We start from the raw sequence: 24,851 nt of genomic DNA on the forward strand, positions 1-24,851 counted from the left end.
TGTGGTGCATTTGATTTATGCTAGGGCATCTCCGCCCCCCCTCCCCACGAGGGGGAGGGGAACCGCAGCGCCGTGCCTGAGTGATCACAATGGAGGCCTTCTCCATGTTGCCACCGGCTTTAAGCACAATGTGTGCATGCAATGGCTCAGCGAGGGGGAGGGGGACAGATAGGCCGTGCCGGGTCACCCGGATTGCGCGCTGCCACTCCACTCCCTGTGTGAAACCCTGCATTTCCGTGGACTGTGGCGGGGTGTCTCTTTATCGCCGCCTTTGCGGGCTCTATCGTCCGCGCTCCCTTGCCGGCCTGCGGAAGGCAGGGGCTATCCGATCAATTTGCGATGGAACGACCCCATGTCCGATCTCTCCGACCTGAGCCCCGAGACCCCCGGCTTTGCCGCGACGCCCGCCACCGGCAAGAAGGCGCAGGTCTCCCCCGAAGTGGCGCTCAGGATTGCGCGGCGGATTGCGGAGGAGATCGGCTGTCAGCCGAACCAGGTCAATGCCACGGTGCAGATGCTGGATGAGGGTTCGACCGTGCCCTTCATCGCCCGCTACCGCAAGGAAGCGACCGGCGGGCTGGATGACACCCAGCTGCGCAAGCTGGAAGAGCGGCTGATCTATCTGCGCGAGATGGAAGACCGGCGTGCCGCCATCGTGCGGTCGATTGATGAGCAGGGCAAGCTGACGGACGAGCTGGCGCTGAAGATCGCGCAGGCCGACACCAAGGCGGTGCTGGAAGACCTTTATCTGCCCTTCAAGAAGAAGCGCCGCACCAAGGCGCAGATTGCCCGCGAGGCAGGGCTGGAGCCGCTGGCCGATGCGCTGCTCACCGATCCGCGCAAGGTGCCGGAAACGGAAGCTGCTGCCTTTGTCAGCGAGGAAAAGGGCGTGGCCACGGTGAAGGATGCGCTGGATGGAGCACGCCAGATCCTGATGGAGCGCTTCTCCGAAAACGCCGAACTGGTCGGCCGCCTGCGCGAGTATCTGACCGCCAAGGGCGTTGTCGTTTCCAAGGTCATCGACGGCCAGCAGGAGCCGGGGGCCAAGTTCGCCGATTATTTCGATTATTCCGAGAGCTGGGCCAAGATCCCCAGCCACCGGGCGCTGGCGCTGTTCCGTGGCCGCAACGAGGGTGTGCTTTCCGTAGAGCTGACGGTGGACACCGATGTGACCGAGGGGCTGAAGCCCGTCGAGCGCATGGTGGCGCATGCTGCCGGCATCTCCGAGCAGGGCCGCCCGGCGGACAAGTGGCTGATGGATGTGGCCCGCTGGGCCTGGAAGGTGAAGCTGGCGCTGCACCTTGAGCTTGACCTGATGGGCGACCTGCGCGACCGGGCCGAGGAAGAGGCCATCCAGGTGTTCGCCCGCAACCTCAAGGACCTGCTGCTCGCCGCCCCCGCCGGTGCCCGCGCCACGCTGGGGCTGGACCCGGGCATCCGCACGGGCGTGAAGGTGGCGGTGGTGGATGCCACCGGCAAGCTGGTGGAGACGGCCACCGTCTATCCCTTCCAGCCGAAGAACGACATGGCCGGTGCCCGCAACACGCTGATGGCGCTGATCGCCCGCCACAAGGTGGGGCTGATCGCCATCGGCAACGGCACGGCAAGCCGCGAGACTGACCGTCTGGCCGCAGATTTTCTGGCCGATATTCCGGTCGCGGCGCGGCCCATCAAGGTCATCGTCAACGAGGCGGGTGCCTCGGTCTATTCGGCCTCCGAGCTGGCAGCCAAGGAAATGCCGGATGTGGATGTGTCCCTGCGCGGGGCGGCCTCCATCGCCCGCCGCCTGCAGGACCCGCTGGCCGAGCTCGTCAAGATCGAGCCCAAGTCCATCGGCGTCGGCCAGTATCAGCATGACGTGAACCAGACCCGTCTGGCCCGTGCGCTCGATGCCGTTGTGGAAGATGCGGTGAACGCGGTGGGTGTGGATCTCAACACCGCCTCGCCTGCGCTGCTCGCCCGCATTTCAGGCTTGGGCGAAAGCCTTGCCAAGGCCGTGGTTGAACACCGCGACAGCATTGGCCGCTTCACCAGCCGCAAGCAGCTGATGGATGTGCCGCGCCTTGGCGCCAAGGCCTTCGAGCTTTGCGCAGGGTTCCTGCGCATCCGCGACGGTGACAATCCGCTGGATTCATCCTCCGTGCACCCGGAAGCCTATCCGCTGGCCGAGCGCATCGTGAAGGCCTGTGGCCGGGATGTGCGGCAGATCATGGGCGACAGCGCCTTCCTGAAGACGCTGAATGCGGCCCAGTTCACCGACGAACGCTTCGGCCTGCCGACGGTGCGCGACATCATCGCCGAGCTGGAAAAGCCGGGCCGCGATCCGCGCCCCGAGTTCAAGACCGCAACGCTGCTGGATGGTGTGGAAGAGATTTCAGACCTGCGCGTGGGCATGAAGCTGGAAGGCACGGTCACCAACGTCACCAATTTCGGCGCTTTCGTTGATATCGGCGTGCATCAGGACGGTCTTGTCCACGTGTCGCAGCTGGCGGACAAGTTCGTCGATGATCCGCACAAGGTGGTCAAGGCGGGCGATATCGTGTCGGTGACGGTGCTGGAGGTGGATGCCAAGCGCAAGCGCATCTCCCTGACCATGAAGAAGGCCGCCGATTATCAGGCCGCCCGCGAGCGGACCAGCCAGGATGGCCCGCGTGACCCGCGCGGCCCCCGTCCGGGTGGAGGTGCCCCGCGTGGCGGCGGCGCCCCCCGTGGCGGCGGCACTCCGGCCCCGGCCAGCGGCGGCAACAGCGCCATGGCCGCAGCTCTCGCTGCTGCGATGAACCGCAAGGGCAAGTGACCGGGGGCTGCTTCCGGAGGGGGAGCTACTGCATGCATACATCCTGCCTGAGGCCGAAGGCAGCTTGGGTAAAGCCTGCAGTTTGGTCACTTGGGCACGGTCTTTCCGCCCCCCTCTCCCTCGTGGGGAGGGGTGAGGGGTGGGGGGAAGGCCTTTCCGTCTGGCAGAGTGTTCATTGATATCAGATAGCTGCTCCTCGTGACGCCTCTTCAGGTATCTATCTGTCTTTCATATAGTTTTCGGCTCAGAGCCCCCCACCCCTTACCCCTCCCCACCAGGGGGAGGGGGGCGGCAGGCGTCCTCCCGAAAAGCAAACGCCTCATTGCGGGCAGTTTCCGAACCTGATGTGTGAATCCGGTAGCTCAAGGGGGGAGAGGGGGCGCTGCGGCAAAAGGAGAGTGCCCTCCGCCCCAGCTCTCACGCAAAACGGGGCGGAGGGATAGGGTCAGTGGCTGATGCCGCTGCCGCCGGTGATGGCGATGGTGTAGGGCATGCCTTCCACCGGGATTTCGCCGGTCTGCTTCAGGTCAGCGGTGCTGATGAGGCGCAGGAGGCCCTTGTTCGGATCGGTCATCACCACTGTATCCCCAGCCACGGCAAGGCGCGGGCGCGGGTCGCGCCAGTGGCCGTCCATGCTGTAGGGCTCGCTCACCTTGCCGGACACCTCGATCTCGCCCGACAGGATGTTCAGGCGGTGCAGCGTGCCGTCTTCGGTCAGCACATAGGCTGCCTGCGGCTTGGCCGGATCCAGCACGAAGTCCACCCGGCGGAAGGGCAGGGTGACGCGGGTGAAATGCGGCGCATCGGCCGGGTCCACTACAACAAGGCCGTCAGCGCCATAGTTGCCGAGGAAGGCCTGCATGCCCTTCACGCCCAGCAGCGTGCCGGTCTTGCCCTTCGGGAAATCGGCAGGATAAGGCAGGAGCGAGAACTCGGGCTTTGCCTTGTCCGTCTTCACCGTCAGGATGCCGTCTTCGCAGCCCGCCGCCAGATAGGCGCCGGAGAAGGCCTCGCCATGAATGCCGGGGCAGGAGGCCAGATCCGATACCGGCTTGCCATCGGCGGTGAACGCCTGCAGCCCGAGGCGTGGCAGGCTGGAGGCGCCTTCCGGCTTTTCCTTGGCCGAAACAGTCGAGAGCACGTAGTCGCCGAAGACGGCGACGAAGCCATGGTGCGCAATCTCCTGCGGGAAGTCACGCATCTGCGGATCGCCGCCAAGAAGGCCCTTCACATCGGCAAGTGTCGCCTTGGCGTCCTTGTCGAAATTGATGGCCAGCACGCCGGAGTGCTCCACCACATGCACCGGATTGCCGCCCTCCATGGAGGTGCTGAGCAGGGCCGGGTCGCTGACCTCAAGGTCGGCATGGTCGCCGTGGCTTTCCAGGGTGATGCCGCTCTTCAGGAAATCGGCACGGTCCGCTTCAGCCTGCACCACGGCAATGCCTGCGCCATCACCGAAGGGATAAAGCCTTGCGTGGCTCTTCACCTCGAAGGACCAGCGCTGGTCGGGCTTGTCCAGATCGATCGCCGTGATCTTGCCGGTGGAATGATCGCCAACGAAAACACGCCAGTGGCTCTGGGCTTCGTCCGCCCGCACCATTGTTCCGCTTGCGGCCAGCGCCATCATCGCCAGCGCAAGGGCCGTCGTCTGCCTGAGCATCTCAAACTCCTGTAATGTTATCTTATAACATTGCTACTTAAGCCAGGCCACGCCTGTCTGGCAAGCCTTTTTGGACCTGAATCTCAGCCTGCCCCCCGCGGAATTTTGTCAAAATGCATGGCCGGTAAGAACTCATTAACCATTGCCAGATGACGTAAGGGGATCAGAGGGGGCTGCTATGGATGAGATTCTGGCGCCGGAAGGCACTGTTTCCCGGCAAGGGAGCGCGTTGCGCGGTGCTGCCTGTTCCAGAATCCATCCAGCGGGGCGCATTGAGGCCGGTTCCTGCAAATGGCGGAAGCCCCTGAGACTGGATCTTGCCATTCCCGCTGCGGTTCTTCCCGTGTTGCTGTTGCCTCTGGCTGCTACATCCGCAAGCGCGCAGGGGGCCTTTTTCCCGGTGGTGACGGTTGCCGGATGTGATGCGCCGTCCATGGCGGCCCTCGGTGTCTTTGCCACGGTTGCTGATTGTTATGGAGACACATCGGGCAACCCCGGGCTTGGCGTCACTTCAACCGGCTTTGACGGACAGCACGGGGGCGGTGCCGGCTGGGGCGGAGCTTCAGGTGGCGGGGCTGGCGGCGGCGGGCTTTCGCTGCGGATCTCCAATGCTTTCGACTATGTCCAGTACAATGGCGGGCCAGCAGCCTTCTCGCTTCTGAGCATGGGCGGCAGGGGCGGTCATGGCGGCGATGGCAACATCATTCATGACGGGGCGTCCGGCGGCCAAGGAGGTGATGGCGGATCGGTGATCTTCATGCTGGAGCCCTCCGGCAGCATCGAAACCGGGACCATGGGAACCATCGGCATCCTTGCGGTCAGCAAGGGTGGCCAGGGCGGTGACGGTGGCGAGGGCCATGGCGCGTCAGATGGCGGCACCGGTGGCCTCGGCGGCAATGGCGGTTCTGTCTCTGTCATCACCAGTGCCGGCTCGAGCATCTCAACCGCCGGCAACTATGCAGCTGCGGTGTCTGCTCTCAGTGAAGGGGGCTATGGCGGAGCGGGTGGGAGCGGCGGCTTCTTCTTCGGCCGTGGCGGCTCGGGCGGACAGGCCGGAAACTCCGGGTCATCGGTCAGTGTTGGCAATTCCGGCACGCTTTCAACGCTTGGCGTCATGTCGCATGGCGCTCTCGCCCGCAGTGTCGGCGGCAATGGCGGAGAAGGCGGGGTCACCACCGGCACAATCCTCGTTCTGGGCGGCAATGGCGGTGCAGGCGGCAACGGAGAGCGTGTCGCGATGATGAACCTGGGCCGTATTACAACGGCCGGGGATCATGCGCGTGGCCTGTCGGGCCTGAGCATTGGCGGCGGTGGCGGCGATGGCGGGCAGGCCTTCGACTACAGCTCCTTTTACGGAGTTGCAATCGGTGGAAATGCCGGCGGCGGCGGCGACGCCGGCATGGTGACGATCGACAATTCCGGAACCATTCTCACAGCTGGGCGCTACGCAACTGGCATGGTTGGGCGGTCGATTGGCGGCGGTGGCGGTGAGGGCGGCTCTGCTCAAAGCGTGGTTCTGGGATATCAGGCCGCGGTGTCGCTGACGATGGGCGGTCTGGGCGGTTCGGGCGGCGATGGCGGCATGGTAACGCTCACCAGCTCCGGACGGGTTGCCACCGGATATATCGATCCCCTGGACGCGGTTGAGCCGCGCAATGTGCAATTGCCGGGCGATCATGCAGCAGGCATGCTGGCACAATCCGTTGGTGGCGGTGGAGGCAACGGCGGGGCGGTGATCTCGGTCACGGCAGCTGCCAGCGGCAGTGGTGCCGTTGATGTTTCGGTCGCGCTGGGCGGTAGTGGCGGCTCGGGCGGCGACGGTTCGGATGCCGCCGTATTTGTCCTGAGCGGTGGCTCCGTCGTCACTTATGGACGGCTGGCTCCTGCAGTCTATGCTCAGTCTGTCGGCGGTGGCGGCGGCACCGGCGGCCATGCGATCGGCGTCGGCGCTGCGGTGGGAGAAGCAGCCGTCAGCCTTTCGGCCGTAGTGGGTGGCACGGGCGGCAGTGGCGGCAATGGCGGAACGGCTTCGGTCTACAATGAAGGATCTGCCGCCACAGCATCTTCCAGGTCGCCCGCAGTGTTCGCCCAGTCCGTGGGCGGCGGCGGCGGCAGTGGAGGCAGCGTTGTCGCGGTTGATACGGACATTGGCAAGAACGCGCTCAGTTTGAATGTTGCCCTCGGCATGACCGGCGGCAGCGGCGGGCAGGGCGGTGCGGCCAATGCGACAACCTCCATCTCCAGCACCATTCAGACACTGGGGCATCAGTCGCACGGACTTCTCGCACAATCAGTGGGCGGCGGCGGCGGGCATGGCGGCGACGTTCACACCTATGCGATCTCTGCCATTTACGGAAACGGTCATGCTGTGGCAGTGCCCATCGCCGTTGGCGGTCACGGGGGCAGCGGCGGTACCGGGGGCAGTGTGACGGTCAGCCATGCCGGCAGCATCCTGACATTTGGCGATCAGGCCCATGGCCTGTTTGGCCAGTCTGTCGGCGGCGGCGGCGGGGATGGCGGCTCCGTGCTGGCCTTGTCGATTGCCGCAACGCTGGACAGCCAGAGCGGGGAAAACAAGGACAAGGGCGGCAGGGCTGTCAGTACGGCGGTGACCGTTGGCGGGCATGGCGGCGTGGGGAACCATGGCGGCAGCGTTGTTGTCAATGCGGCGGCGGGCAGCACCATTGCCACCTCGGGCGTCATGGCCACGGGCGTGAAACTCCAGTCGGTTGGCGGCGGTGGCGGCACCGGCGGCGTGGCGCACAGCTTTGCCGTGTCGACATCGGTGCCAAGCTGGAACCGCTTCTATCCACCGCAGCCGCTTCTGCTCAGACTGGTCAACAAGGTGAGGGGGCTGCCCTCGCGCGAGACAGACAAGAAGAACGGTGCCGACATTGCCGTTTCCGTCGGTGGCTGGGGCGGTGCAGGCGGTAATGGCGGCAGCGTCACCTTCACTGCGGGGCCGGGCGCAACCGTCGCGACATCCGGAGTCATGGCCTATGGTGTCCATGGCCAGTCGGTTGGCGGTGGCGGCGGCTCCGGCGGTCACGCCATTTCCAACGGTTTCATCGGCTTTGATACCTACGCCCTTGGGGTGTCTGTCGGTGGCTCCGGTTCTTCTGCCGGGGACGGCGGATCCGTCAGCTTGGCCGGCAGCGCAGCGGGTCCTGAAACCAGCTGGAGCCTCATTTCGACGCAGGGTGCCAACGCACATGGCATCTTCGCCCAGTCCATTGGCGGTGGCGGCGGCGATGGCGGAGCGGCTGCTTCCGCCATCAAGAGCATCCCCGTTCTGAGTGGTCAGGGTTTTGAGATGGCGATCGGCGGCGCGAGCGGCAGCTCCGGCGCGGGTGGCAGCGTTCTGGTGAGCAATCCCGGACGTGTGCAAACCGCTGGAGCGGGCGCCCATGGCATCTTTGCCCAGTCCGTGGGTGGCGGTGGCGGCTACGGGGGCGATACCACTGCCGGAGGCCTTATGAAGCTGGCCATCGGGCGTGCGGGGTCAGGCGGCGGCAGCGGCGGGAGCGTGGCCGTTGAAGGGCAGGGCGCCATTGTCACGCTGGGGGCTGGCGCTGCCGGCATCTTTGCCCAGTCGGTCGGCGGCGGCGGCGGGGCAGGTTCTCTGGCGCATGAAGGCTCCCTTCCGTTTCTGCCGGACACCAACTACGGGCTTGCGCTCACCATTGGCGGCGGTGGCGGCAACGGGGGCTGGGGCGGCGATGTGTCGGTGAACTTCGGCGGCGGCATCGGCACCTATGGTGCCGTCGCCCCTGCCATCCTGGCCCAGTCGATCGGCGGCAGCGGCGGTGCCTTGGGCGTTGTTCGCGGCACAATTGCCGGTGGCGCCTTTCCGATCACGGTGACCTCCAGAGGGGCGTTCGGGTTCGCAGGGCAGGTTGCTATTGACGACACCCAGGCACCCGCTCCGCTTCTTGTTGAAACCCGGGGCGACGGCTCGGCGGGCATCATTGCCCACGTGGCAAGTGGTGGAGGCGGCCTGGTGCTGATGGACACCGCTGTTCTGCCTCTCGATATTACGGCAGATCCCATTCTGCCATCCTCGCTGCCTTTGGAGTTCGGCGGCATCGACGTCAATCTGCGTGGCGGCATCTACACTTTGGGTGCCTCCGCTTATGGCATTCTGGCGATGGACCTTCCGCAAACCGTCGCGCTGCTGGGCACGGATGGCCTTCGGATACCGCAATCGGCCGCCAGCTCCGGTTCTGGGACCGGGATCAATATCTGGCTTCACCGCACCAGCACCGTCAGCACCTGGGGACGCGGGGCGCATGGCATCTACGTGGTGAGCAATGCGGACTATAACGGCAGCACTGCGCTTACCGCCCGCCTCGACGGCATGCTTGCCGTGCAAGGTCCCGATGCCTGGGCGGTGAACATTTCCGACGGCTTGACCAGCGGCAGCACAGCTCTGGGGCAGGTTGCACAACTGAATATCGGCCGCACCGGCACCGTAAGTGCTGCAAAGGGCAGTGCGGGCGGTATCCGGGTGGGGGCGCAGGTGAGTACCCTGTTCCTGGATGTGGAAGGCGCTCTGCGGGCACCCGGCGGAACTGCCCTTTGGTCCGAAGCCGGCGGTGCGCTGAACGTGCGGAGCGGCGGTATTCTGGAAGGGGATATCTCAGGTCCAGCCACCCGGGACCTGCTGATCAGCAATGCTGGACTGATCTTTGGCTCGATCCTCAATGGCGGCAGTTATACGATTGTCGATGGGGGAAAGCATTTCCTGGCACTTGATCCTGCGGGGCTTGCCAGTGACCGCATCGACCTGCTGTCACTCGAGACGGGCCGGGATCAGATCATTCCGCAGCTGACCACATTTGCGTCTGCATTTGCGCAACCGAGCACCGTCCTGAGCTTTGCGGGGGCGACCGACACGTCGCCCATCGTTCAGAGCCCGGGGGAGCCTTTGCCGTTCGGGTTCGCCTCCGGCACCGTGGCAACCCGTTTCGTCTATGATTTCTACCATGACCGGGCGCTTGTCACCGGGGCCTCCGTCGACTTCGGGCGGGCCGGGCTTAGCGGCAATTCCGGCAAGGCCGCCACCTTCGCCAATGACATGGTCACAGCGCTCGGCAGCAATGTGCCCGGCGCCTATCCCGAGCTGGAGGCCCTGCTGCTGTCTGCGGCCAATGCGGTTGATCCGAAGGCTCTGGAGTCCAGTCTGGCCGTTTTTGACGCGGCTGATTTCAGCAAGGCCAGTGAGACAACGCTTGCCTCTTCCGGGACGCACTTGTCGAACATGCAGAGCTGCGGCGGCACGGTGGGGCCCTATGCGGCCATTGCCGAGGAGGCGTGCAACTGGGCCAAGGTGACCGGCAGCACCACGCGCTATGACTGGTCAAGTGATGTTGACACGGTCATGGTCAGCCTCGGCCGTCAGCAGCGCGTGAGCGATGATCTGGTCATTGGCCTCAGCACTGCCTATGAGGGCTCCCGGTTCCGCGCCAGCGGCAGATCTGCCTCGGGCTACCGGCTGTATCTTGGTGCTATTGCCAAGGTGTCACAGGGACCGGTCTATGGCTCTGTGTCGCTCAACGGCAGCTATGGCAGCGGCAAGGCGGAACGGCTCATTTCGTCTGCGGGGACAGCCTATGTTGCCAGGTCGCGTCCTTCCACGCTGGCGCTTGCCTCGCGGTTGCGGGCTGGTGTGCTGGCCAAGGCCGGGCAGATCGATGTGATCCCCAGCGTTGAACTGGATCTGGCAGTCCTGCAGGACGGAGGCTTCACGGAGTCGGGCGCGGGCTCGCTCAATCTGAAGATCCACCGCGCGACCCATTTCCTTGCCGATGTCCGCCCGGTCTTGCGCCTGTCCACCGACCATCCTTTTGCGGGTGGGATTGTGCGCGGCTATGTGGAAGCGGGTGCCCGGATTGCGCTCAATGGCCTGCGGCACACTGTCTCGCTGCCGGGCTCTCCTGCGCCGGGTGAGCGGCTGCGTCTTGAGCTCAAACGGGATCCGGCCGTTGCGACACTCGGGCTTGGCGGCTCTCTTCTGTGGGGCAGCAACATGGAGGCCCGGATGCATTATGAGGCAACGGCAGGGCGCAACACGCTTGGCCATTCGGCAAGCCTGAAACTTGGCCTGAAATTCTGACGGTGGTCCTCAACAGACATGTTGTGAGGGTGCCCGGCAGACGGGCACCCTCCGGGATCACCCCTCGCTGAGCATCAGCCTGGGGTCCACCAGCCGGTCGAAATCTTCGGCGGAGATGTAGCCGAGGTCGAGGCAGGCGGCTTTCAGGGTCATGTCGTGCTCATAGGCGTGATGGGCAGCCTTGGAGGCCTTGTCATAGCCGATGTGCGGGCTGAGGGCGGTCACCAGCATCAGCGAGTTTTCGACATAGCCGGCGATGCGGGCCTCGTTCGCCTCCATGCCGTCCACCATGAACTTGCGGAAGCTGGTGCAGCCATCGGCCAGCATGCGGGCGGACTGGAGTACGGCGTTGATCATCAGCGGCTTGTAGACGTTCATCTCCAGATAGCCGCTGGCCCCGCCCATGCCCACCGCCACGTCATTGGCCATCACCTGAATGCAGAGCATGGCCATGGCCTCGCACTGGGTGGGGTTGACCTTGCCCGGCATGATGGAAGAGCCCGGCTCGTTGGCCGGGAGGATCAGCTCGAACAAGCCGCAGCGCGGGCCGCAGGCGAGCAGGCGGATGTCATTGGCGATCTTGAAGAGCGAGCCGGCCGTGGTCTTCAGCGCGCCATGCAGCATCACCAGCCCGTCATGGGCGCCTTGCGCGGCAAACTTGTTGGGTGCGGTGATGAAGGGCAGGCCGGTCAGCGCCGCAATACGGGCCGCGGCCCCTTCGGCAAAGCCCTTTGGTGCGTTGAGACCGGTGCCGACCGCCGTGCCGCCAAGCGCCAGCTTGTAGACATCGGGCAGGGCACCTGCGATGCGGTCGAGGTTCTCGTCCAGCATCTCCACATAGCCGGAGAATTCCTGGCCAAGGGTCAGCGGCACCGCGTCCTGCAGATGGGTACGGCCGATCTTGATGATGTGGTCCCAGGCCTTGGCCTTCTTGTCCAGCGCATCGCGCAGCGCCTTCACGGCGGGCAGAACACGGGTCTTCACCGCGATGGCCGCAGCCATATGCATGGCGGCGGGGAAGGTGTCGTTGGAGGACTGCGACATGTTGACGTGGTCATTGGGGTGCACCGGCTTCTTGGAGCCGAGCGCCCCGCCTGCCACCTCGATGGCGCGGTTCGAGATGACCTCGTTGACATTCATGTTGGTCTGGGTGCCGCTGCCGGTCATCCAGACATGCAAGGGGAAATGCTCGTCCAGCTTGCCTTCGCTCACTTCCCGCGCTGCGGCAATGATGAGGGCGGCAAGGTCCGGGCTGAGGTGGCCCAGATCCCGGTTTGTCTCGGCGGCAGCCTGCTTGAGGATGCCATAGGCGTGGATGATCTCGATGGGCATCAGCTCGGAGCTGATGTTGAAATAGGTCAGCGATCTCTGCGTCTGCGCGCCCCAGTAGCGGTCGCTCTCGACGCTGATCTCGCCCATGCTGTCAGTTTCCCGGCGCATTCTCTGCTCCATCCAAGGGGTTCGCGTCCCGCACCAGTCCTGCGCCAGGCTGCCTGCTTTGGCAACCGGAAAAGCCTGCGTTGTTTTTGCACTTGCAACTCATTCGCAAGTGTCTATGTTAAATGCAAATCGTTCTTAAAAGCATTTGCCTTTTGCGGTGCGGTGCGTAGGCTGGAGAGGAAAGGAAACCCGATGCTTCTGACAAGACGTGGATTTATACGGCAGGCGGCGCTGGCAGCGGGCGGCGTGATGGCCGGTGCTTCCGGATTAACGGGCTTCTCCGGCACCGCACGGGCGGCCTCGCAGCTGATTGTCAGTGCCACAACGGGTATGATTGCCGACACCGCATCCGTGATCGGCGGCAATCTTGTTTCCGTCTCCGCGCTGATGGGGCCGGGGGTGGATCCGCACGGCTACCGCCAGACGCGTAGCGACATTGTCGCCATGGCCCGGGCGGATCTGGTGCTGCGCCACGGGCTCTATCTGGAAGCGCAGATGGAGGCTTTCTTCGAGGATCTTTCCCGCAAGGGCAAGGTGGTGGCGGTTGCCGATACCATCGACCCGTCGCTGCTGCTGTCGCATGAAGACTATCCCGGCCGCTATGACCCGCATGTCTGGATGGACCCGGAACTCTGGAAGACCGTGTCTACCACCATCGCTTCGGCGCTGAAGACGGCGCAGCCGGATCAGGCGGAGGGCATTGAGGAGCGGCTTGCGGCCTTCACGGATGAACTGGATGCGCTGGATGCCTATTCCAGGCAGGTGCTGGGCAGTGTGCCGGAAAATGCCCGTGTGCTGGTGACGGCGCATGATGCCTTCAGCTATTTCGGCCGGGCCTATGGTTTCGAGGTGCTGGGCATTCAGGGCATCTCCACGGAAAGCGAAGCAGGCCTTGCCCGCATTGCCGAACTGGTCGACACGCTGGTCGAGCGCAAGATCGGTGCCGTCTTTGTGGAAAGCTCCGTGCCCGACCGCAACATGAAGGCGCTCATCGAGGGCGCTGCAGCGAAGGGGCACAAGGTGGCCATCGGCGGTGAACTCTTCTCCGATGCCATGGGTCAATCCGGCACCTACGAAGGCACGTATCTGGGCATGATCGACCACAACGTGACCACCATCGCCGCCGCCCTCGGTGGCAGGGTGCCGGACCGGGGCCGTCTTGGGCAATTGCAGGCTGCGGGCTGAGTAGAAGGGCAATATCAGGATGATCCCGGTGCATTTCAAACAGACGGCAAGCAGCGTCCTGCAACAACGGGAGCAACCGGCTGTGGCGATCCGGGACCTTTCCGTCTCCTATGGCGGCAAGCCTGCCCTTCTGGGCATCTCGGCGGATGTCGGGGCCGCGTCCATGACGGCCATCATCGGCCCCAACGGGGCGGGCAAGTCGACCTTGCTCAAGGCGGCGCTGGGCATCGTGCCACGCCTGTCCGGCACTGTGGACATGTTCGGTCAGCCCTTTGCGAGGGTCCGCCAGCGTGTTGCCTATGTTCCGCAGCGGGCGTCCGTCGACTGGGACTTTCCGGCCCGTGCCGAAGACGTGGTGATGATGGGGCTCTCGCGCGAGCTTGGCCTTCTCGGCCGCATCCGCCAGCATCACCGGGAGTTCGTCATGCACTGCCTGGACCGGGTGGGCATGGCTGGCTTTGCGGACCGGCAGATCGGCCAGTTGTCCGGCGGCCAGCAGCAGCGCGTGTTTCTGGCCCGGGCGCTGGCGCAGAAGGCGGATCTCTATCTGCTGGATGAGCCCTTTGCCGGCGTTGATGCCGCGACGGAGCGGGCGATCATCGGGGTGCTGAAGGCGCTCCGGGACGAGGGCCGGACGGTGGTCTGCGTGCATCACGACCTCTCCACCGTCCCGGCCTATTTCTCCCACGTGCTCGTCATCAACATGCGCCTCATCGCGCAAGGCCCGGTGGACGAAGCCTTCACCCCCGCCATCCTCCAGCGCGCCTACGGCGGGCGCCTCGACACCGCATCCCTTGCCCCCGCCGGTCCCTCCACTGCGCCGGAGCTGGACCTTGCACTGGAAACGGGGAGGTGAAGGTGGCCACCTGCTCCAGTCTTTCAGCATATGGCACAGCCTCTCAGCTCCGCTCCCCTTGGTGGTTGCCGGATTTGCAGATCTTGTTTGAAGCTGGTGAAGGCTTGGGAAAGGTCTGTGATCTGGCCATCCTGGCACGGCCTTTCAGCCCCCCTCCCCCTCGTGGGGAGGGGTTAGGGGTGGGGGGGGAAACCTCCCCGTCTGGCATGGTGTCCATTGGTTTGGGCCGGGCGTTCCTCCCGATTTCGCTTCAGAAAAATATCCGTCCTTCAGATGATTGCAGGCTCAGAGCCCCCCACCCCTCACCCCTCCCCACGAGGGGGAGGGGGGCGGAGAGGTCCCGCCATTGTGACTCTGTCAGTCGTCGCAATGTCTTCTTGCCGGCGGAGAGGCTATGTTTTCGGGGGGACGGTATAGCCGAGCCATTGGAGCCCAGCCATGACTGAGGTCCTGTCTGCCTTCCTCTCTGCGCTGATGATGCAGGCGGGATATAACGCCGCTTTGGTGGCGGTTGGTGCGAGCCTGCTGGGGGCGGCAGCGGGGAGTACGGGGACGTTCCTGTTCCTGCGCAAGCGCTCGCTGATCAGCGATGCCAGCGCCCATGCGACGCTGCCGGGCATTGTGCTGGCTTTCATGGTGATGGTGTCGCTGGGCGGCGATGGCCGTTCCCTGCCGGGGCTGCTGCTGGGCTCGGCCCTGTCTGCCGGGCTGGGGCTGCTGGCCGTGACCTTGCTCACCCGCTACACCCGTCTGGCGGAGGATACGGCGATCGGCGCCGTGCTGTCGGTGTTCTTCGGCTTCGGCATCGTGCTGCTGACGGTCATTCAGGTGATGGGCACCGGACGGCAGGCGGGGCTGGAAGGCTTTCTGCTTGGCTCCACGGCGGGCATGCTGTTCAGCGATGCGGTGCTGATTGCCTGCGGCGGTGCTATCTGCGTGCTGGTGATGCTGATTTTCCGCAGGCCCATGCTGCATGTCTGCTTTGATCCGGGGCATGCGGAAACCATCGGCATCCGCACCGGCCTTGCCGACGGCGTGATGCTGGGGCTGATGCTGGCCGTCACCGTCACCGGGCTGAAGCTGGTCGGGCTGGTGCTCATCGTCGCACTGCTGATCATTCCCGCCGCGACCGCCCGGTTCTGGAGCGAACGGGCAACCGTCATTCTTGCCCTTGCGGCCCTGTTCGGCGCGCTGGCCGGATATGTTGGCTCGGCGCTGTCGGCGGCGGCGCCCAATGTGCCTGCCGGGCCGGTGATCGTGCTGACGGCCGCGGTCTTCTTCACGGCTTCCCTGCTTGCCGCGCCGCGCCGGGGACTGGTGGCGGCCGTTCTGGCGCGGGCGCGGCAGCGCCGCCGCCTGCTGCTGCGGCAAGGGGTTCTGACGCTGGCACAGCAGGGCGTCATCCATGATCCGCGTCTTCTGCAGGCGCTGTCCCGCGCAGGTCTTCTGGCGGCTGACCGCAACCTCAATGACGAGGGCCGGGCGCTGGCGCAGATGCTGGCTCAGGACGAAGCGCGCTGGGCCGCGTTGCAGGCAGGTGGTGCCAGTGAGGATGTCATGTCGCGCTATGACGGTGTGCGTCTGATCAGCAGTCTTTTGTCCGCAGGCGAACTCGCGCAGCTGGACAGGCACGCCGCCGCCTCATCCGGGGAGCTGCGCCATGGGGTCTGAGATGTTCGGTGCGGAGTTCGTGCAATTCAGCCTGACGCCGCTGCTCATAGGCACGCTGGCCGCGCTGGCCTGTGCCCTGCCGGGCAATTTCCTCATCCTGCGGCGCGAAGCGATGATCGGCGATGCCATTTCGCATGTGGTGCTGCCGGGCATCGTCGTTGCCTTTCTGATCACCGGCCATATCTCTACCTGGCCGATGATGCTGGGGGCGGGCAGCGCGGCGCTTGTGGCCGTGGTGCTGATCGAGCTGCTGCGCCGCTATGCCAGGATGGAACCGGGCGCGGCGATGGGCGTGGTCTTCACCACGCTTTTTGCCGCCGGTGTGCTGCTGCTGGAGCAGAGCAACACCAGCACGGTGCATCTGGATGTGGAGCACGCGCTCTATGGCAATCTGGAAAGCCTGATCTGGCTGGATGCGGACGGCTGGGGCTCGCTCACCGATCCGCAGGCTTTGGCCGGGCTGCCGCCGGAACTCCCGCGCATGGCGGGTGTCACGGTGGCTGTGTTCCTGCTGATGGGGCTGTTCTGGCGGCCACTGGTGCTGATGACCTTCGACGAAGGCTATGCCGCCGCGCGCGGGCTGCCGGTGACGCTGCTCAGCCTCGGGTTGGTCACGCTTTCGGCCGTGGCGGCTGTTGCGGCCTTTGATGCGGTGGGCTCGATCATCGTCATTGCCATGTTCATCTGCCCACCCGCGACGGCACGGCTGATGACGAACCGGCTCGCAACCCAGGTGGGACTGAGCCTTGTGATCGCGGCGCTGGCTGCCATCACCGGCTATGTGCTGGCGGGCTATGGCCCGCTGTGGCTGGGGGCTGCCAATTCTGTGAGTGCGGCGGGGATGATCGCCACGGTCAGCGGTCTTTTTCTTGCGGTGGCCGCCGTGTCGGGCCGCCACCGCAAGGGGCTTGCGCAGGGGTGAATGCGTGCCTCAGCCCGGCGACACCATGGCCGCGATCATGTCATGCAGCTGGATGGTACCGAGTTTCCGGCCATCGGCGCGCGTCACGATGGCGGCCGTCTCGCTCGTCTGTGAGAACAGTCTTGCGGCATCTTCCAGCAGGCTGCCGCTGGGGATGGTCAGCTCCGTTTCGGCCAACTCGCCCTTGCGCATGATGGTGTTGACCTTCAGCACCCGGCCGCGGTTCACCTCGCGCACGAAATCGGCGATGTAGCTGTCCGCCGGGCGCAGCACGATCTCCTGGCCCGTGCCATCCTGCACGATCTCGCCATCGCGCAGGATGGCGATGCGGTCGCCAAGGCGCAGGGCCTCGTCCAGATCGTGGGTGATGAAGACGATGGTCTTCTTCAGCTCCTGCTGCAGGTCCAGAAGCACCTTCTGCATGTCCATGCGGATCAGCGGGTCGAGAGCCGAGTAGGCTTCATCCATCAGCAGGATGCCCGCGTCATTGGCCAGCGCCCGCGCAAGGCCGACACGCTGCTGCATGCCGCCGGAAAGCTGGTTGGGATAGTAATCCTCATAGCCTTCCAGCCCGACGCGGGTCAGCCAGCGGGCGGCGCGCTCCTTGGCCTCGCGTTCGGGAATGCCTTGAATTTCGAGGCCATAGATGGTGTTGCGCAGCACGGTCCGGTGCGGCAGCAGGGCGAATTTCTGGAACACCATCGCCGTCTTGTGGCGGCGGAAATCGCGCAGCTGCTGGGCAGACATGGAGCACACATCCTGCCCCTCGAACAGCACCTCGCCTGCCGTCGGCTCGATCAGCCGGTTGATGTGGCGGATGAGGGTGGATTTGCCCGAGCCGGACAGGCCCATCACCACCTGAATGCGCCCGGCTGGCATGGTGAGGTTGATGTCCTTGAGGCCCAGGATGTGGCTGTGCTTGTCGTTCAGCTCCGTCTTGGAAATGCCTTCGCGCACGAGATCCATGACGCCGGCCGGATTGGGGCCGAAGACCTTGTAGAGGCCGCGCAGCTCGATGCCCGCAACGCTTGCCTCTTCGTCCGGATCGTCTGCGGGAGTGGGGGCGTTGGTCAGATGATCAGCCATGGGCGGCCTCCGAATGTTTCTGCATGCGCTTGCCATAGGCCTGGGTGGACCGGTCGAAGATGATGGCGATGGCGACAATGGCGAGGCCGTTGAGAATGCCCATTGTGAAGAACTGGTTGTTGATCGCCTGCAGCACCGGCTGACCAAGGCCGCGCACGCCGATCATGGAGGCGACGACAACCATGGACAGGGACATCATGATGCACTGATTGATGCCGGCCATGATGGTGGGCAGCGCCAGCGGCAGCTGCACGTCTTTCAGCTTCTGCCAGGAGGAGGAGCCGAAGGCATCGGCTGCTTCCAGCACATCGGCGCTGACCAGGCGGATGCCGAGGTTGGTGAGGCGGATCATCGGCGGAATGGCATAGATGACCACGGCAATGACGCCCGGCACCTTGCCGAGGCCGAAGATCATCACCACCGGGATCAGGTAGACGAAGACCGGCATGGTCTGCATCAGGTCGAGCACCGGATTGATGGCGCCCTGAAGCCTGTCGGACCGGGCCATGGCGATGCCGATGGGAATGCCGAGCACGACCGCTGTGAGGGTACACACTGCCACCATCGCAATGGTGCGCATGGTGTCATCCCACATGCCGAGCACGCCGATCAGCACAAGTGCCACGAGACTGCCTGCCGTGATGCGCCAGCTGCGGCTGATGAGGAAGACAATGGCGAGAATGCCGGCCAGAACCAGCGGCCAGGGGGAGTTGAGCAGCAGGTTCTCGATACCGTTTAGCAGCAGGCGCAGCGGTTCGAAGGCCCGGGACAGCGCGTCGCCATAGGCGCGGGTAAACTCAAGAAACCCCGCATCGATCGTCTGCCGCATGGCACGCAACGTGCCGCGGCTGAGCGAGGGAAAGTCGAAAAGATCCATTGAAGTGTCCTTGTTGCGCCTGCCCGCTGCTTTGCGTGGAGGCGGGCGCCTGAGGATGAAAAGCGCAAGCCGGAAGGAGGCGGGCCGGACGCGCTCCGCAGGCTGTGCTGCCAAGCGCGTCCGGCCGCCTGTCAATCACCGGCTCAGAGGGCGGATTTCACCTTTTCCGCCACTTCCGGGGAGACCCAGGCCTCCCAGACTTCCGGCTTGTTCTCAAGGAACCAGAAGGCGCCATCCTCATTGGAGGCCTGATTGTCGGTCATCCAGGCCAGCACTTCGCCAGCGGTTGCGTTGTCCCAGGAACGGCCCTGGACGTAATCCATGGCAACGCCCGCCTTCTCCGCGAATTCCTTGGTCACGACGGTGTAGACCGGCGACTTGTCCCAGTCGTTGGGCTTGGGGTCGAGGCAGCCGGAGACGGCGGTGCAGCGCTCCCATTCGGCCGCATCATGCTCGACGCCCAGTTCAAGCCGAGTCATCTCGTATTTGCCAAGGATGGGCGTCGGCGCCCAGTAGTAGCCGAGCCAGCCTTCATTGCGGGAAAAGGCGCGCGAGATGGAGCCATCGAGCCCAGCTGCCGAGCCGGTGTCGACCAGCTCGAAGCCTTTGCTTTCCACATCGAAGGCTGCAAACAGATTGGTGGTCAGGGTCTGGCAGGCCCAGCCCGAGGGGCAGTTGAAGAAGGCGCCCTTGCTGCGGTCTTCCGCGCCGGGGAACAGCTCCGGCTTTGCCAACGCGTCGGCCAGCGTCTTCAGGCCATGTTCTTCAGCGAGAAAGGTGGGGACCCAGAAGCCCTCCACGCCGCCTTCCGACAGGACCTCACTGCCGATGATCAGCTTGTCTTCTGCAACGGCCTTGTCGAGCGGATCCTGGATGGTGTTCACCCACAACTCGGGAGCCATGTCCGGCTCGGCCTTTTCGGTCATGGAGGTGAAGGTCGGAACCGTGTCACCAATCACCAGCTCCACCTCGCAGCCGAAGCCTTCCTCGAGAATGATCTTGTCGATATGGGCAATGGCACCCGCTGAGGGCCAGTTCATTTCGGCCAGCGTCACCCGCCCGCATTCCTCGGCAGCCGAAGCGCCGGACATGCCAAGGCCAATCAGGGCGGCGCCCGTCAGCAGAAGTGTCTTTGTCATTGTCAGTCTCCTGTTGGTCGTCATCCGCTGGCGAGGCCTGCGGAGCGAAAGCCAGCACGATCCAGGATCACGTGGTGGCAAAATGTAATGCCGGACGGAGGGAGCCCCCCTGCGATCGAAAGTCGCCGGCATTTTGAAATATCTACCCTGCATTCAGGGTGATCGCGCTAAACATAGTCTGCTGGATATTTATGTCAAGGTTTTGACATATTTTAAAATATGCCAGTTCTGAGGGTGATTGCTAGATTTGTATTCGGTGTACTTTTTCTCATTTATATTTTTGATTAGAAAAGGAATTTTTTGCCTTTTTATTTTCACTATATACTATTCGAGATCGAACTGTTTGGGTTCTGAAGTTTTTATTTCTTTGTAGTGGTGTTATTTTTAGGGTTTCTGAAATTTTATTCCGTCCTGGATGTTTTGTCCCGCCCATGCACCGCTTGCCTTGCCTTTTCAGGGCGGCAAGCGGCTGGTGTGCTGTGCGATCTGCTTCAATATCCGGTTGTCCGGATCAAGGAATTGGTGACGTTAAATGCGGAATTCCCGCCACGTTAGGAGACTTTACGCGGCTGGTACGTATTTTCCCCTGTGAAGGGGTGCAATGCATGCTGAACGTCTTGTCCTGTATCGCGGTCGAACATGACCTGCGTTACGTCGCGCTTGCCGCAAGCGTCTGTGTCTTCGGGTCTTTCCTGTCGATGCGCATCTATACGCGCATGCGCAGGAGCGATGGCTCGCGCCAATGGCTTTGGCTGTTCCTGGGTGCGCTCGTTGCGACCAGCACGATCTGGACCACCCATTTTGCGGCCATGCTGGGCTATCTCGTCCCGTTCGACCGTTCATTTACACCCGGCTTGACCGCCGCCAGCTTTGCGATCCTGTTCCTCTGCACCTGCTTTGCCTTCGGCGTGTCCTTGCGCTCACCCGCGGGGCTGACGATCGAACTGGGCGGAGTGCTCTTTGGATTTGGCATCGCGATCATGCACTACACAGGCATGGCCGCATTTCTGGTGCCGGGCATCATCACCTGGACGCCGTCCTACGTGCTGGCATCCGTGCTGCTCGGTGCCTTGTTCGGAGGGCTTGCCTTCAACCGTGCATCCAGGCCGGTCACGCGGTTCTGCCGCTTCGGGTCGATGGTGGCGATGATCCTGGCGATTGTCTCCATGCATTTCACCGGTATGGAGGCGATGACAATCACGCCGCTGGCAGGCATCGATATTCCGCCTCAGGCGATGCCGGACGAGTATATGCTGGCTGCGGTGACCGGCATCACCACCGTCCTGCTGGTGACCGTCGGGTCGTCCTACACCATCGACCGCTTCTCCTTGCAGGAGGCAACGGAGCGCTATCAGCAGCTGACCCTGTTTGATGCTCTCACCGGTCTGCCCAACAAGGCCTGGGCGGAAGGCAAGCTCGCCGAGCTTCTGGGCAGCGCCATCCGGAGCAACGACAGGGTGGCGGTCTACACCATTGATCTGGAAGAATTCGCCATGATCAACGCCGCCCATGGTGATGTCACCGGAGATGCGGTGCTGCGGGAAGTGGGCTTGTATCTCAACGATGCCCTGATGGCCGATGAATATACCGCCCGTCTGCCGGGGGCGCAGTTCATGCTGATCAAGACGCGGGTCTTTGGCCGCCATGAAACCAGCGCCGCTGCAGCCCGGCTGCAGAAGCTGGTGGCCGGACCACACATGACACCGGCAGGCACGCTCACCCTGCGCAGTGCTGTCGGCTATGCTGTCTTTCCGGACGACGGGCTGGATGCCTCGACTCTGATCACAAGGGCGAGCCTTGCCGCGCAGGATGCCCGGCGTGGCGGCAGCGGGGAGGTCCGCCGCTATCAGGCCGGTCTTGATGACGATGTGCGCCATCAGGCCCGGCTGGCCATTGATCTGCGGAGCGCCGTTTCGGGCAACCAGCTGGAGCTTTACTACCAGCCCCAGAACTGCACCAGCACCCGGTCCCTCGTCGGCTTCGAGGCGCTGGTGCGCTGGCACCATCCCACCCTTGGCATGGTGTCTCCGGGTGAATTCATTCCGGTTGCCGAGCGCACCGGGCTGATTGCGGAAATCGGCGAATATGTCCTGCGCCGTGCCTGTGCCGATGCGGCCGCCTGGCCGGGGGGCTACAAGGTTGCGGTCAATGTCGCGGCCTATCAGCTGACGCGTATCGATCTGCCGGCCCTGGTGGATGAAGTGCTGAAGGAGACGGGGCTTGCGCCGGAGCGTCTCGAAATCGAGCTGACCGAAAGCGGTCTGATCGCCGATCACGCCCGGGCGCTGGCGACCATCACCCGGCTCAAGACGCTGGGTGTTTCCATCGCCATGGATGACTTCGGCACGGGCTATTCCTCGCTGGCGCTGCTGCAGCATTTCCCCTTCGACAAGATCAAGATCGACCGCAGCTTCATCACCGATGTGGCCAACCGGCCCCGGGCTGCCGCCATCGTGCGTGCCGCCCTGCTGATTGCCGAAAGCATGAATATCCCGGTACTGGCCGAGGGGGTGGAGAGCGAGGAGGAGTTTGCCTATCTGCGGGAGGCGGGATGCCCCGCCGTGCAGGGCTTCCTCTTCGGGCGGCCCATGCCGCTATCTTCGGTTCAGACGCTCATGCTGCGCGAGCAGTTGCGTGCAGCCTCTTCAGACGGAACTGCCGGTGGCTCTGATGGCGCGGCGCAAGCGCCGGACACCGGGCGGCTGGCGAGCTGATTTTTGCGGCCGGCGGGCACTTTCCACTTTGCGGCAGCATTGTGGCAAGGCATGATCCGGCGCAAATCTGAAAGCGCAAGGTGCCACCGTCATGAAACCCGTCGTTCCCTTCATTGCCCGGATGTCTGCCGAGGAACGTGCGGAGTGGATGGCGCAGTTTGAAAGGCTGATGCCGCAGATCGATGTGCGCCCGCTGGCCACCATGGACGCCGCAGAGCGCCTGTCGGCACGCGTGGCCATTGTCGCCAATCCGGATCCGGCGCATTTGCATGAGCTGCCGGGCCTCGTCTGGGTGCAGAGCCTGTGGGCCGGGGTGGAGCGGCTGCTGGGCGAGCTGATCGATACGGACTTCGCCATCGTCCGCATGACCGATCCGCAGCTGGCGGAAACCATGGCCGAGGCGGTGCTGGCCTTCTCGCTGTATCTCCACCGGGACATTCCGCTCTATCTGGCGCAGCAGCGCGAGAAGATCTGGGCCGAAGCCTTGCCGCGCCTTGCCGCTGACCGGCACATAGGCATTCTCGGGCTGGGGAACCTCGGCAAGGCTGCGGCGCGGCGCCTGCTGGCCAATGGCTTTCCTGTCAGCGGCTGGAGCCGCACGCCTGCCGAAGTGGAGGGGGTGGAGTGTTTCAGCGGCGAGGAGGGCCTGGAACGGGTGTTGTCGCGCTCGGATATCGCCGTGGTGCTGCTGCCGCTGACGCCGGACACGCGCGGCCTGCTCAACACCGCCCGGCTTGCCATGCTGCCTCGCGGTGCTGGGCTCATCAATTTTGGCCGGGGGCCGATTGTGGACCAGCCGGCGCTGCTGGCAGCCCTTGACGAGGGGCAGCTGTCCCATGCGGTGCTGGATGTCTTTGCGCAGGAGCCGCTGCCGGCGGACAATCCCTGCTGGAGCCATCCGTCGGTCACCGTGCTGCCGCACATCAGCGCCCCGACAACACCGGCGACGGCCGCACGGATCGTGGCGGCCAATCTGTCGGCCTATTTCGAGCGGGGAGAAATCCCGCCGGCGGTGGACCGCCAGCGGGGCTACTGATCAGCCGTTCAGCAGAGCTTCCAGGTCTGCGAAGTCGCTGAAGGCGGCTTCATGCGGCAGGGCCGTCACCGGGCTCTTGCGGTAGCCTTCGGTGAAGAGGAAGAAGCGCGCCTTGGCCGCCACGGCGGTTTCCGCGTCCACTTCGCTGTCGCCCACATAGGCAAAGCCCGGATCTTCCGGCGAAAGGGCCAGAACCTTGGCCGCATAGGCGAGCGGGGCCGGATCCGGCTTGCGGGTGTTCAGGGTGTCACCCGTCACCACCACGTCGAAGAAGTCGCTCCAGCCGAGGGCCGCGACCAGATTGTGCGTTGGCGCGCCGGGCTTGTTGGTGCAAAGCCCCAGACGGATGCCGCGCGCCTTCAGCGCGTGAAGGGCCGCTTCCACGCCGGGGAAAGGCGGGTTGGCGCTGCCGGGAGCCTGCGCATAAAGCTCTTCAAAGCGCTCCACCCGCGCCGCCAGTAGGCTTGCATCGCCGCTGATGCCTCGGGCGGCCAGCGCCCGTTCGATGAAGCGCGCTGCGCCGTTGCCGATGTAGCTGCGCGTCTCAGTGACGGAGAGGGGGGCGAGATCCAGTTCGGCCATCAGCGCATTGCCGATGTCCGTGACGGCCTGCACGCTGTCGACCAGCGTGCCGTCCAGATCGAAGATGACCGCCTTCATGCCTTGGCTGCCGCGTTGCCCGCACTGCGGATGGCCTCGATCTGCGCCGCATAATGGGAGGCTGTCTCCGGCGTGCCGCCCTTGAACACGGCGGAACCGGCCACCAGCACGTTGGCGCCGGCCGCCGTCACCAGCGGAGCGGTTTCCGGGGTGACGCCGCCATCCACCTCGATGTCAATCGGGCGGCTGCCGATCATCGCCTTGATCCGGGCGATCTTGTCCACCACGGCAGGAATGAATTTCTGCCCGCCAAAGCCAGGGTTGACGCTCATGACCAGCACCAGATCCAGCCGGTCGAGCACATATTCGATGACGCTTTCGGGCGTTGCCGGGTTCAGCGATACGCCCGCCTTCTTGCCCAGATTGCGGATGGCCTGCAGCGAGCGGTCGAGATGGGGACCGGCTTCTGCATGCACGGTGATGATGTCGGAGCCCGCCTTGGCGAAGGCCTCCAGATAGGCATCGCAAGGGGCGATCATCAGGTGGGTGTCGAACACCTTGGTGGTATGCGGGCGCATGGCGGCAATGATGTCCGGGCCAAAGGTGATGTTGGGCACGAAATGGCCATCCATCACGTCCAGGTGGATCCAGTCGGCACCGGCGCCGTCGATGGCGCGGATCTCGTCACGCAGGCGCGAGAAATCGCTGGCCAGCATGGAGGGTGCAATCAGGGTGTGGCTCATGGTGTCACTC

Annotated in this window: 15 protein-coding genes; 8 read left to right on the top strand and 7 right to left on the bottom strand. The window is 64.3% G+C overall.

All coding sequences use genetic code 11. The features are described 5' to 3' along the window. The first annotated feature begins 352 nt into the window (after nucleotides 1-352). The gene (locus AC0CMF_RS21725) at nucleotides 353-2,797 is read left to right on the top strand and encodes a Tex family protein (RefSeq protein ID WP_374630413.1); all 2,445 of its coding nucleotides are present in this window, start codon (nucleotides 353-355) and stop codon (nucleotides 2,795-2,797) included. A gap of 445 nt (nucleotides 2,798-3,242) precedes the next feature. Here AC0CMF_RS21725 and AC0CMF_RS21730 read toward each other — a convergent pair whose 3' ends face one another. After that, the gene (locus tag AC0CMF_RS21730; RefSeq protein WP_058898806.1) at nucleotides 3,243-4,457 is read right to left on the bottom strand and encodes a metallochaperone AztD; all 1,215 of its coding nucleotides are present in this window, start codon (nucleotides 4,455-4,457) and stop codon (nucleotides 3,243-3,245) included. 433 nt (nucleotides 4,458-4,890) lie between these two features. Here AC0CMF_RS21730 and AC0CMF_RS21735 point away from each other — a divergent pair, with 433 nt between their 5' ends. Then, a complete protein-coding gene (locus AC0CMF_RS21735) occupies nucleotides 4,891-10,572 on the top strand; it encodes an autotransporter outer membrane beta-barrel domain-containing protein (RefSeq protein ID WP_374630410.1) in 5,682 nt (1,893 codons plus the stop codon). 57 nt (nucleotides 10,573-10,629) lie between these two features. Here AC0CMF_RS21735 and fumC read toward each other — a convergent pair whose 3' ends face one another. Then, on the bottom strand, nucleotides 10,630-12,012 hold the full coding sequence (gene fumC, locus AC0CMF_RS21740) for a class II fumarate hydratase (protein WP_058900650.1): 1,383 nt from the start codon (nucleotides 12,010-12,012) through the stop codon (nucleotides 10,630-10,632). 192 nt (nucleotides 12,013-12,204) lie between these two features. On the opposite strand from fumC, the gene AC0CMF_RS21745 reads away from it, so the two are divergent. The 4 genes from AC0CMF_RS21745 to AC0CMF_RS21760 all read left to right on the top strand — a co-directional run bounded on the left by AC0CMF_RS21745 (nucleotide 12,205) and on the right by AC0CMF_RS21760 (nucleotide 16,646). Continuing rightward, complete coding sequence (locus AC0CMF_RS21745; protein WP_058898808.1) at nucleotides 12,205-13,197, top strand: metal ABC transporter solute-binding protein, Zn/Mn family; 993 nt, start codon at nucleotides 12,205-12,207, stop codon at nucleotides 13,195-13,197. An 82-nt stretch (nucleotides 13,198-13,279) separates the two neighbouring features. Next, entirely contained in the window at nucleotides 13,280-14,053 is a 774-nt protein-coding gene (locus AC0CMF_RS21750; RefSeq protein ID WP_374630407.1) for a metal ABC transporter ATP-binding protein, read from the top strand. A gap of 438 nt (nucleotides 14,054-14,491) precedes the next feature. After that, nucleotides 14,492-15,724: a metal ABC transporter permease gene (locus AC0CMF_RS21755; RefSeq protein WP_472482456.1), complete on the top strand. Its 1,233-nt coding sequence runs from the start codon at nucleotides 14,492-14,494 to the stop codon at nucleotides 15,722-15,724. Beyond that, nucleotides 15,714-16,646, top strand: coding sequence for a metal ABC transporter permease (locus tag AC0CMF_RS21760; RefSeq protein ID WP_244284621.1), 933 nt, complete (start codon nucleotides 15,714-15,716; stop codon nucleotides 16,644-16,646). Before AC0CMF_RS21755 ends, AC0CMF_RS21760 begins: the two co-directional genes overlap by 11 nt. 9 nt (nucleotides 16,647-16,655) lie before the next feature. On the opposite strand, the gene AC0CMF_RS21765 is transcribed toward AC0CMF_RS21760, so the two are convergent. From AC0CMF_RS21765 to AC0CMF_RS21775, 3 genes are all read right to left on the bottom strand, one after another. Continuing rightward, nucleotides 16,656-17,732 carry a quaternary amine ABC transporter ATP-binding protein gene (locus AC0CMF_RS21765; protein WP_082205892.1) on the bottom strand — a complete coding sequence of 359 codons (1,077 nt, stop codon included), beginning with the start codon at nucleotides 17,730-17,732 and terminating at the stop codon, nucleotides 16,656-16,658. Beyond that, the gene (locus AC0CMF_RS21770) at nucleotides 17,725-18,609 is read right to left on the bottom strand and encodes an ABC transporter permease (protein WP_050472515.1); all 885 of its coding nucleotides are present in this window, start codon (nucleotides 18,607-18,609) and stop codon (nucleotides 17,725-17,727) included. The genes AC0CMF_RS21765 and AC0CMF_RS21770 overlap by 8 nt, the downstream gene beginning before the upstream one ends. A 143-nt stretch (nucleotides 18,610-18,752) precedes the next feature. Then, nucleotides 18,753-19,748, bottom strand: a complete 996-nt coding sequence (locus AC0CMF_RS21775) for a glycine betaine ABC transporter substrate-binding protein (RefSeq protein WP_123195118.1) — start codon at nucleotides 19,746-19,748, stop codon at nucleotides 18,753-18,755. A gap of 605 nt (nucleotides 19,749-20,353) precedes the next feature. Between AC0CMF_RS21775 and AC0CMF_RS21780 the strand changes: the two genes are divergently transcribed. Together AC0CMF_RS21780 and AC0CMF_RS21785 are read left to right on the top strand one after the other, a co-directional pair. After that, a complete protein-coding gene (locus AC0CMF_RS21780; protein WP_374630404.1) occupies nucleotides 20,354-22,462 on the top strand; it encodes a putative bifunctional diguanylate cyclase/phosphodiesterase in 2,109 nt (702 codons plus the stop codon). A gap of 91 nt (nucleotides 22,463-22,553) precedes the next feature. Further along, nucleotides 22,554-23,498: a 2-hydroxyacid dehydrogenase gene (locus tag AC0CMF_RS21785; RefSeq protein ID WP_122521968.1), complete on the top strand. Its 945-nt coding sequence runs from the start codon at nucleotides 22,554-22,556 to the stop codon at nucleotides 23,496-23,498. Here the strand turns inward: AC0CMF_RS21785 and gph are convergent, their stop codons facing one another. Continuing rightward, on the bottom strand, nucleotides 23,499-24,158 hold the full coding sequence (gene gph, locus AC0CMF_RS21790; RefSeq protein WP_050472518.1) for a phosphoglycolate phosphatase: 660 nt from the start codon (nucleotides 24,156-24,158) through the stop codon (nucleotides 23,499-23,501). Then, nucleotides 24,155-24,841, bottom strand: a complete 687-nt coding sequence (rpe, locus tag AC0CMF_RS21795) for a ribulose-phosphate 3-epimerase (RefSeq protein ID WP_374630401.1) — start codon at nucleotides 24,839-24,841, stop codon at nucleotides 24,155-24,157. Before rpe ends, gph begins: the two co-directional genes overlap by 4 nt. Nucleotides 24,842-24,851 lie beyond the last annotated feature (10 nt).

The organism is Pannonibacter sp. CBAS1226, from assembly GCF_055685825.1.

Coding starts and splice junctions, on each gene's coding strand:
- AC0CMF_RS21735 (WP_374630410.1), top strand. CDS start 4,891: ATGGCGGCCCTCGGTGTCTTTGCCACGGTTGCTGATTGTTATGGAGAC.
- gph (WP_050472518.1), bottom strand. CDS start 24,158: ATGAAGGCGGTCATCTTCGATCTGGACGGCACGCTGGTCGACAGCGTG.
- AC0CMF_RS21755 (WP_472482456.1), top strand. CDS start 14,492: ATGACTGAGGTCCTGTCTGCCTTCCTCTCTGCGCTGATGATGCAGGCG.
- AC0CMF_RS21780 (WP_374630404.1), top strand. CDS start 20,354: ATGCTGAACGTCTTGTCCTGTATCGCGGTCGAACATGACCTGCGTTAC.
- AC0CMF_RS21725 (WP_374630413.1), top strand. CDS start 353: ATGTCCGATCTCTCCGACCTGAGCCCCGAGACCCCCGGCTTTGCCGCG.
- AC0CMF_RS21760 (WP_244284621.1), top strand. CDS start 15,714: ATGGGGTCTGAGATGTTCGGTGCGGAGTTCGTGCAATTCAGCCTGACG.
- AC0CMF_RS21730 (WP_058898806.1), bottom strand. CDS start 4,457: ATGCTCAGGCAGACGACGGCCCTTGCGCTGGCGATGATGGCGCTGGCC.
- AC0CMF_RS21745 (WP_058898808.1), top strand. CDS start 12,205: ATGCTTCTGACAAGACGTGGATTTATACGGCAGGCGGCGCTGGCAGCG.
- AC0CMF_RS21785 (WP_122521968.1), top strand. CDS start 22,554: ATGAAACCCGTCGTTCCCTTCATTGCCCGGATGTCTGCCGAGGAACGT.
- rpe (WP_374630401.1), bottom strand. CDS start 24,841: ATGAGCCACACCCTGATTGCACCCTCCATGCTGGCCAGCGATTTCTCG.
- AC0CMF_RS21775 (WP_123195118.1), bottom strand. CDS start 19,748: ATGACAAAGACACTTCTGCTGACGGGCGCCGCCCTGATTGGCCTTGGC.
- AC0CMF_RS21765 (WP_082205892.1), bottom strand. CDS start 17,732: ATGGCTGATCATCTGACCAACGCCCCCACTCCCGCAGACGATCCGGAC.
- fumC (WP_058900650.1), bottom strand. CDS start 12,012: ATGCGCCGGGAAACTGACAGCATGGGCGAGATCAGCGTCGAGAGCGAC.
- AC0CMF_RS21770 (WP_050472515.1), bottom strand. CDS start 18,609: ATGGATCTTTTCGACTTTCCCTCGCTCAGCCGCGGCACGTTGCGTGCC.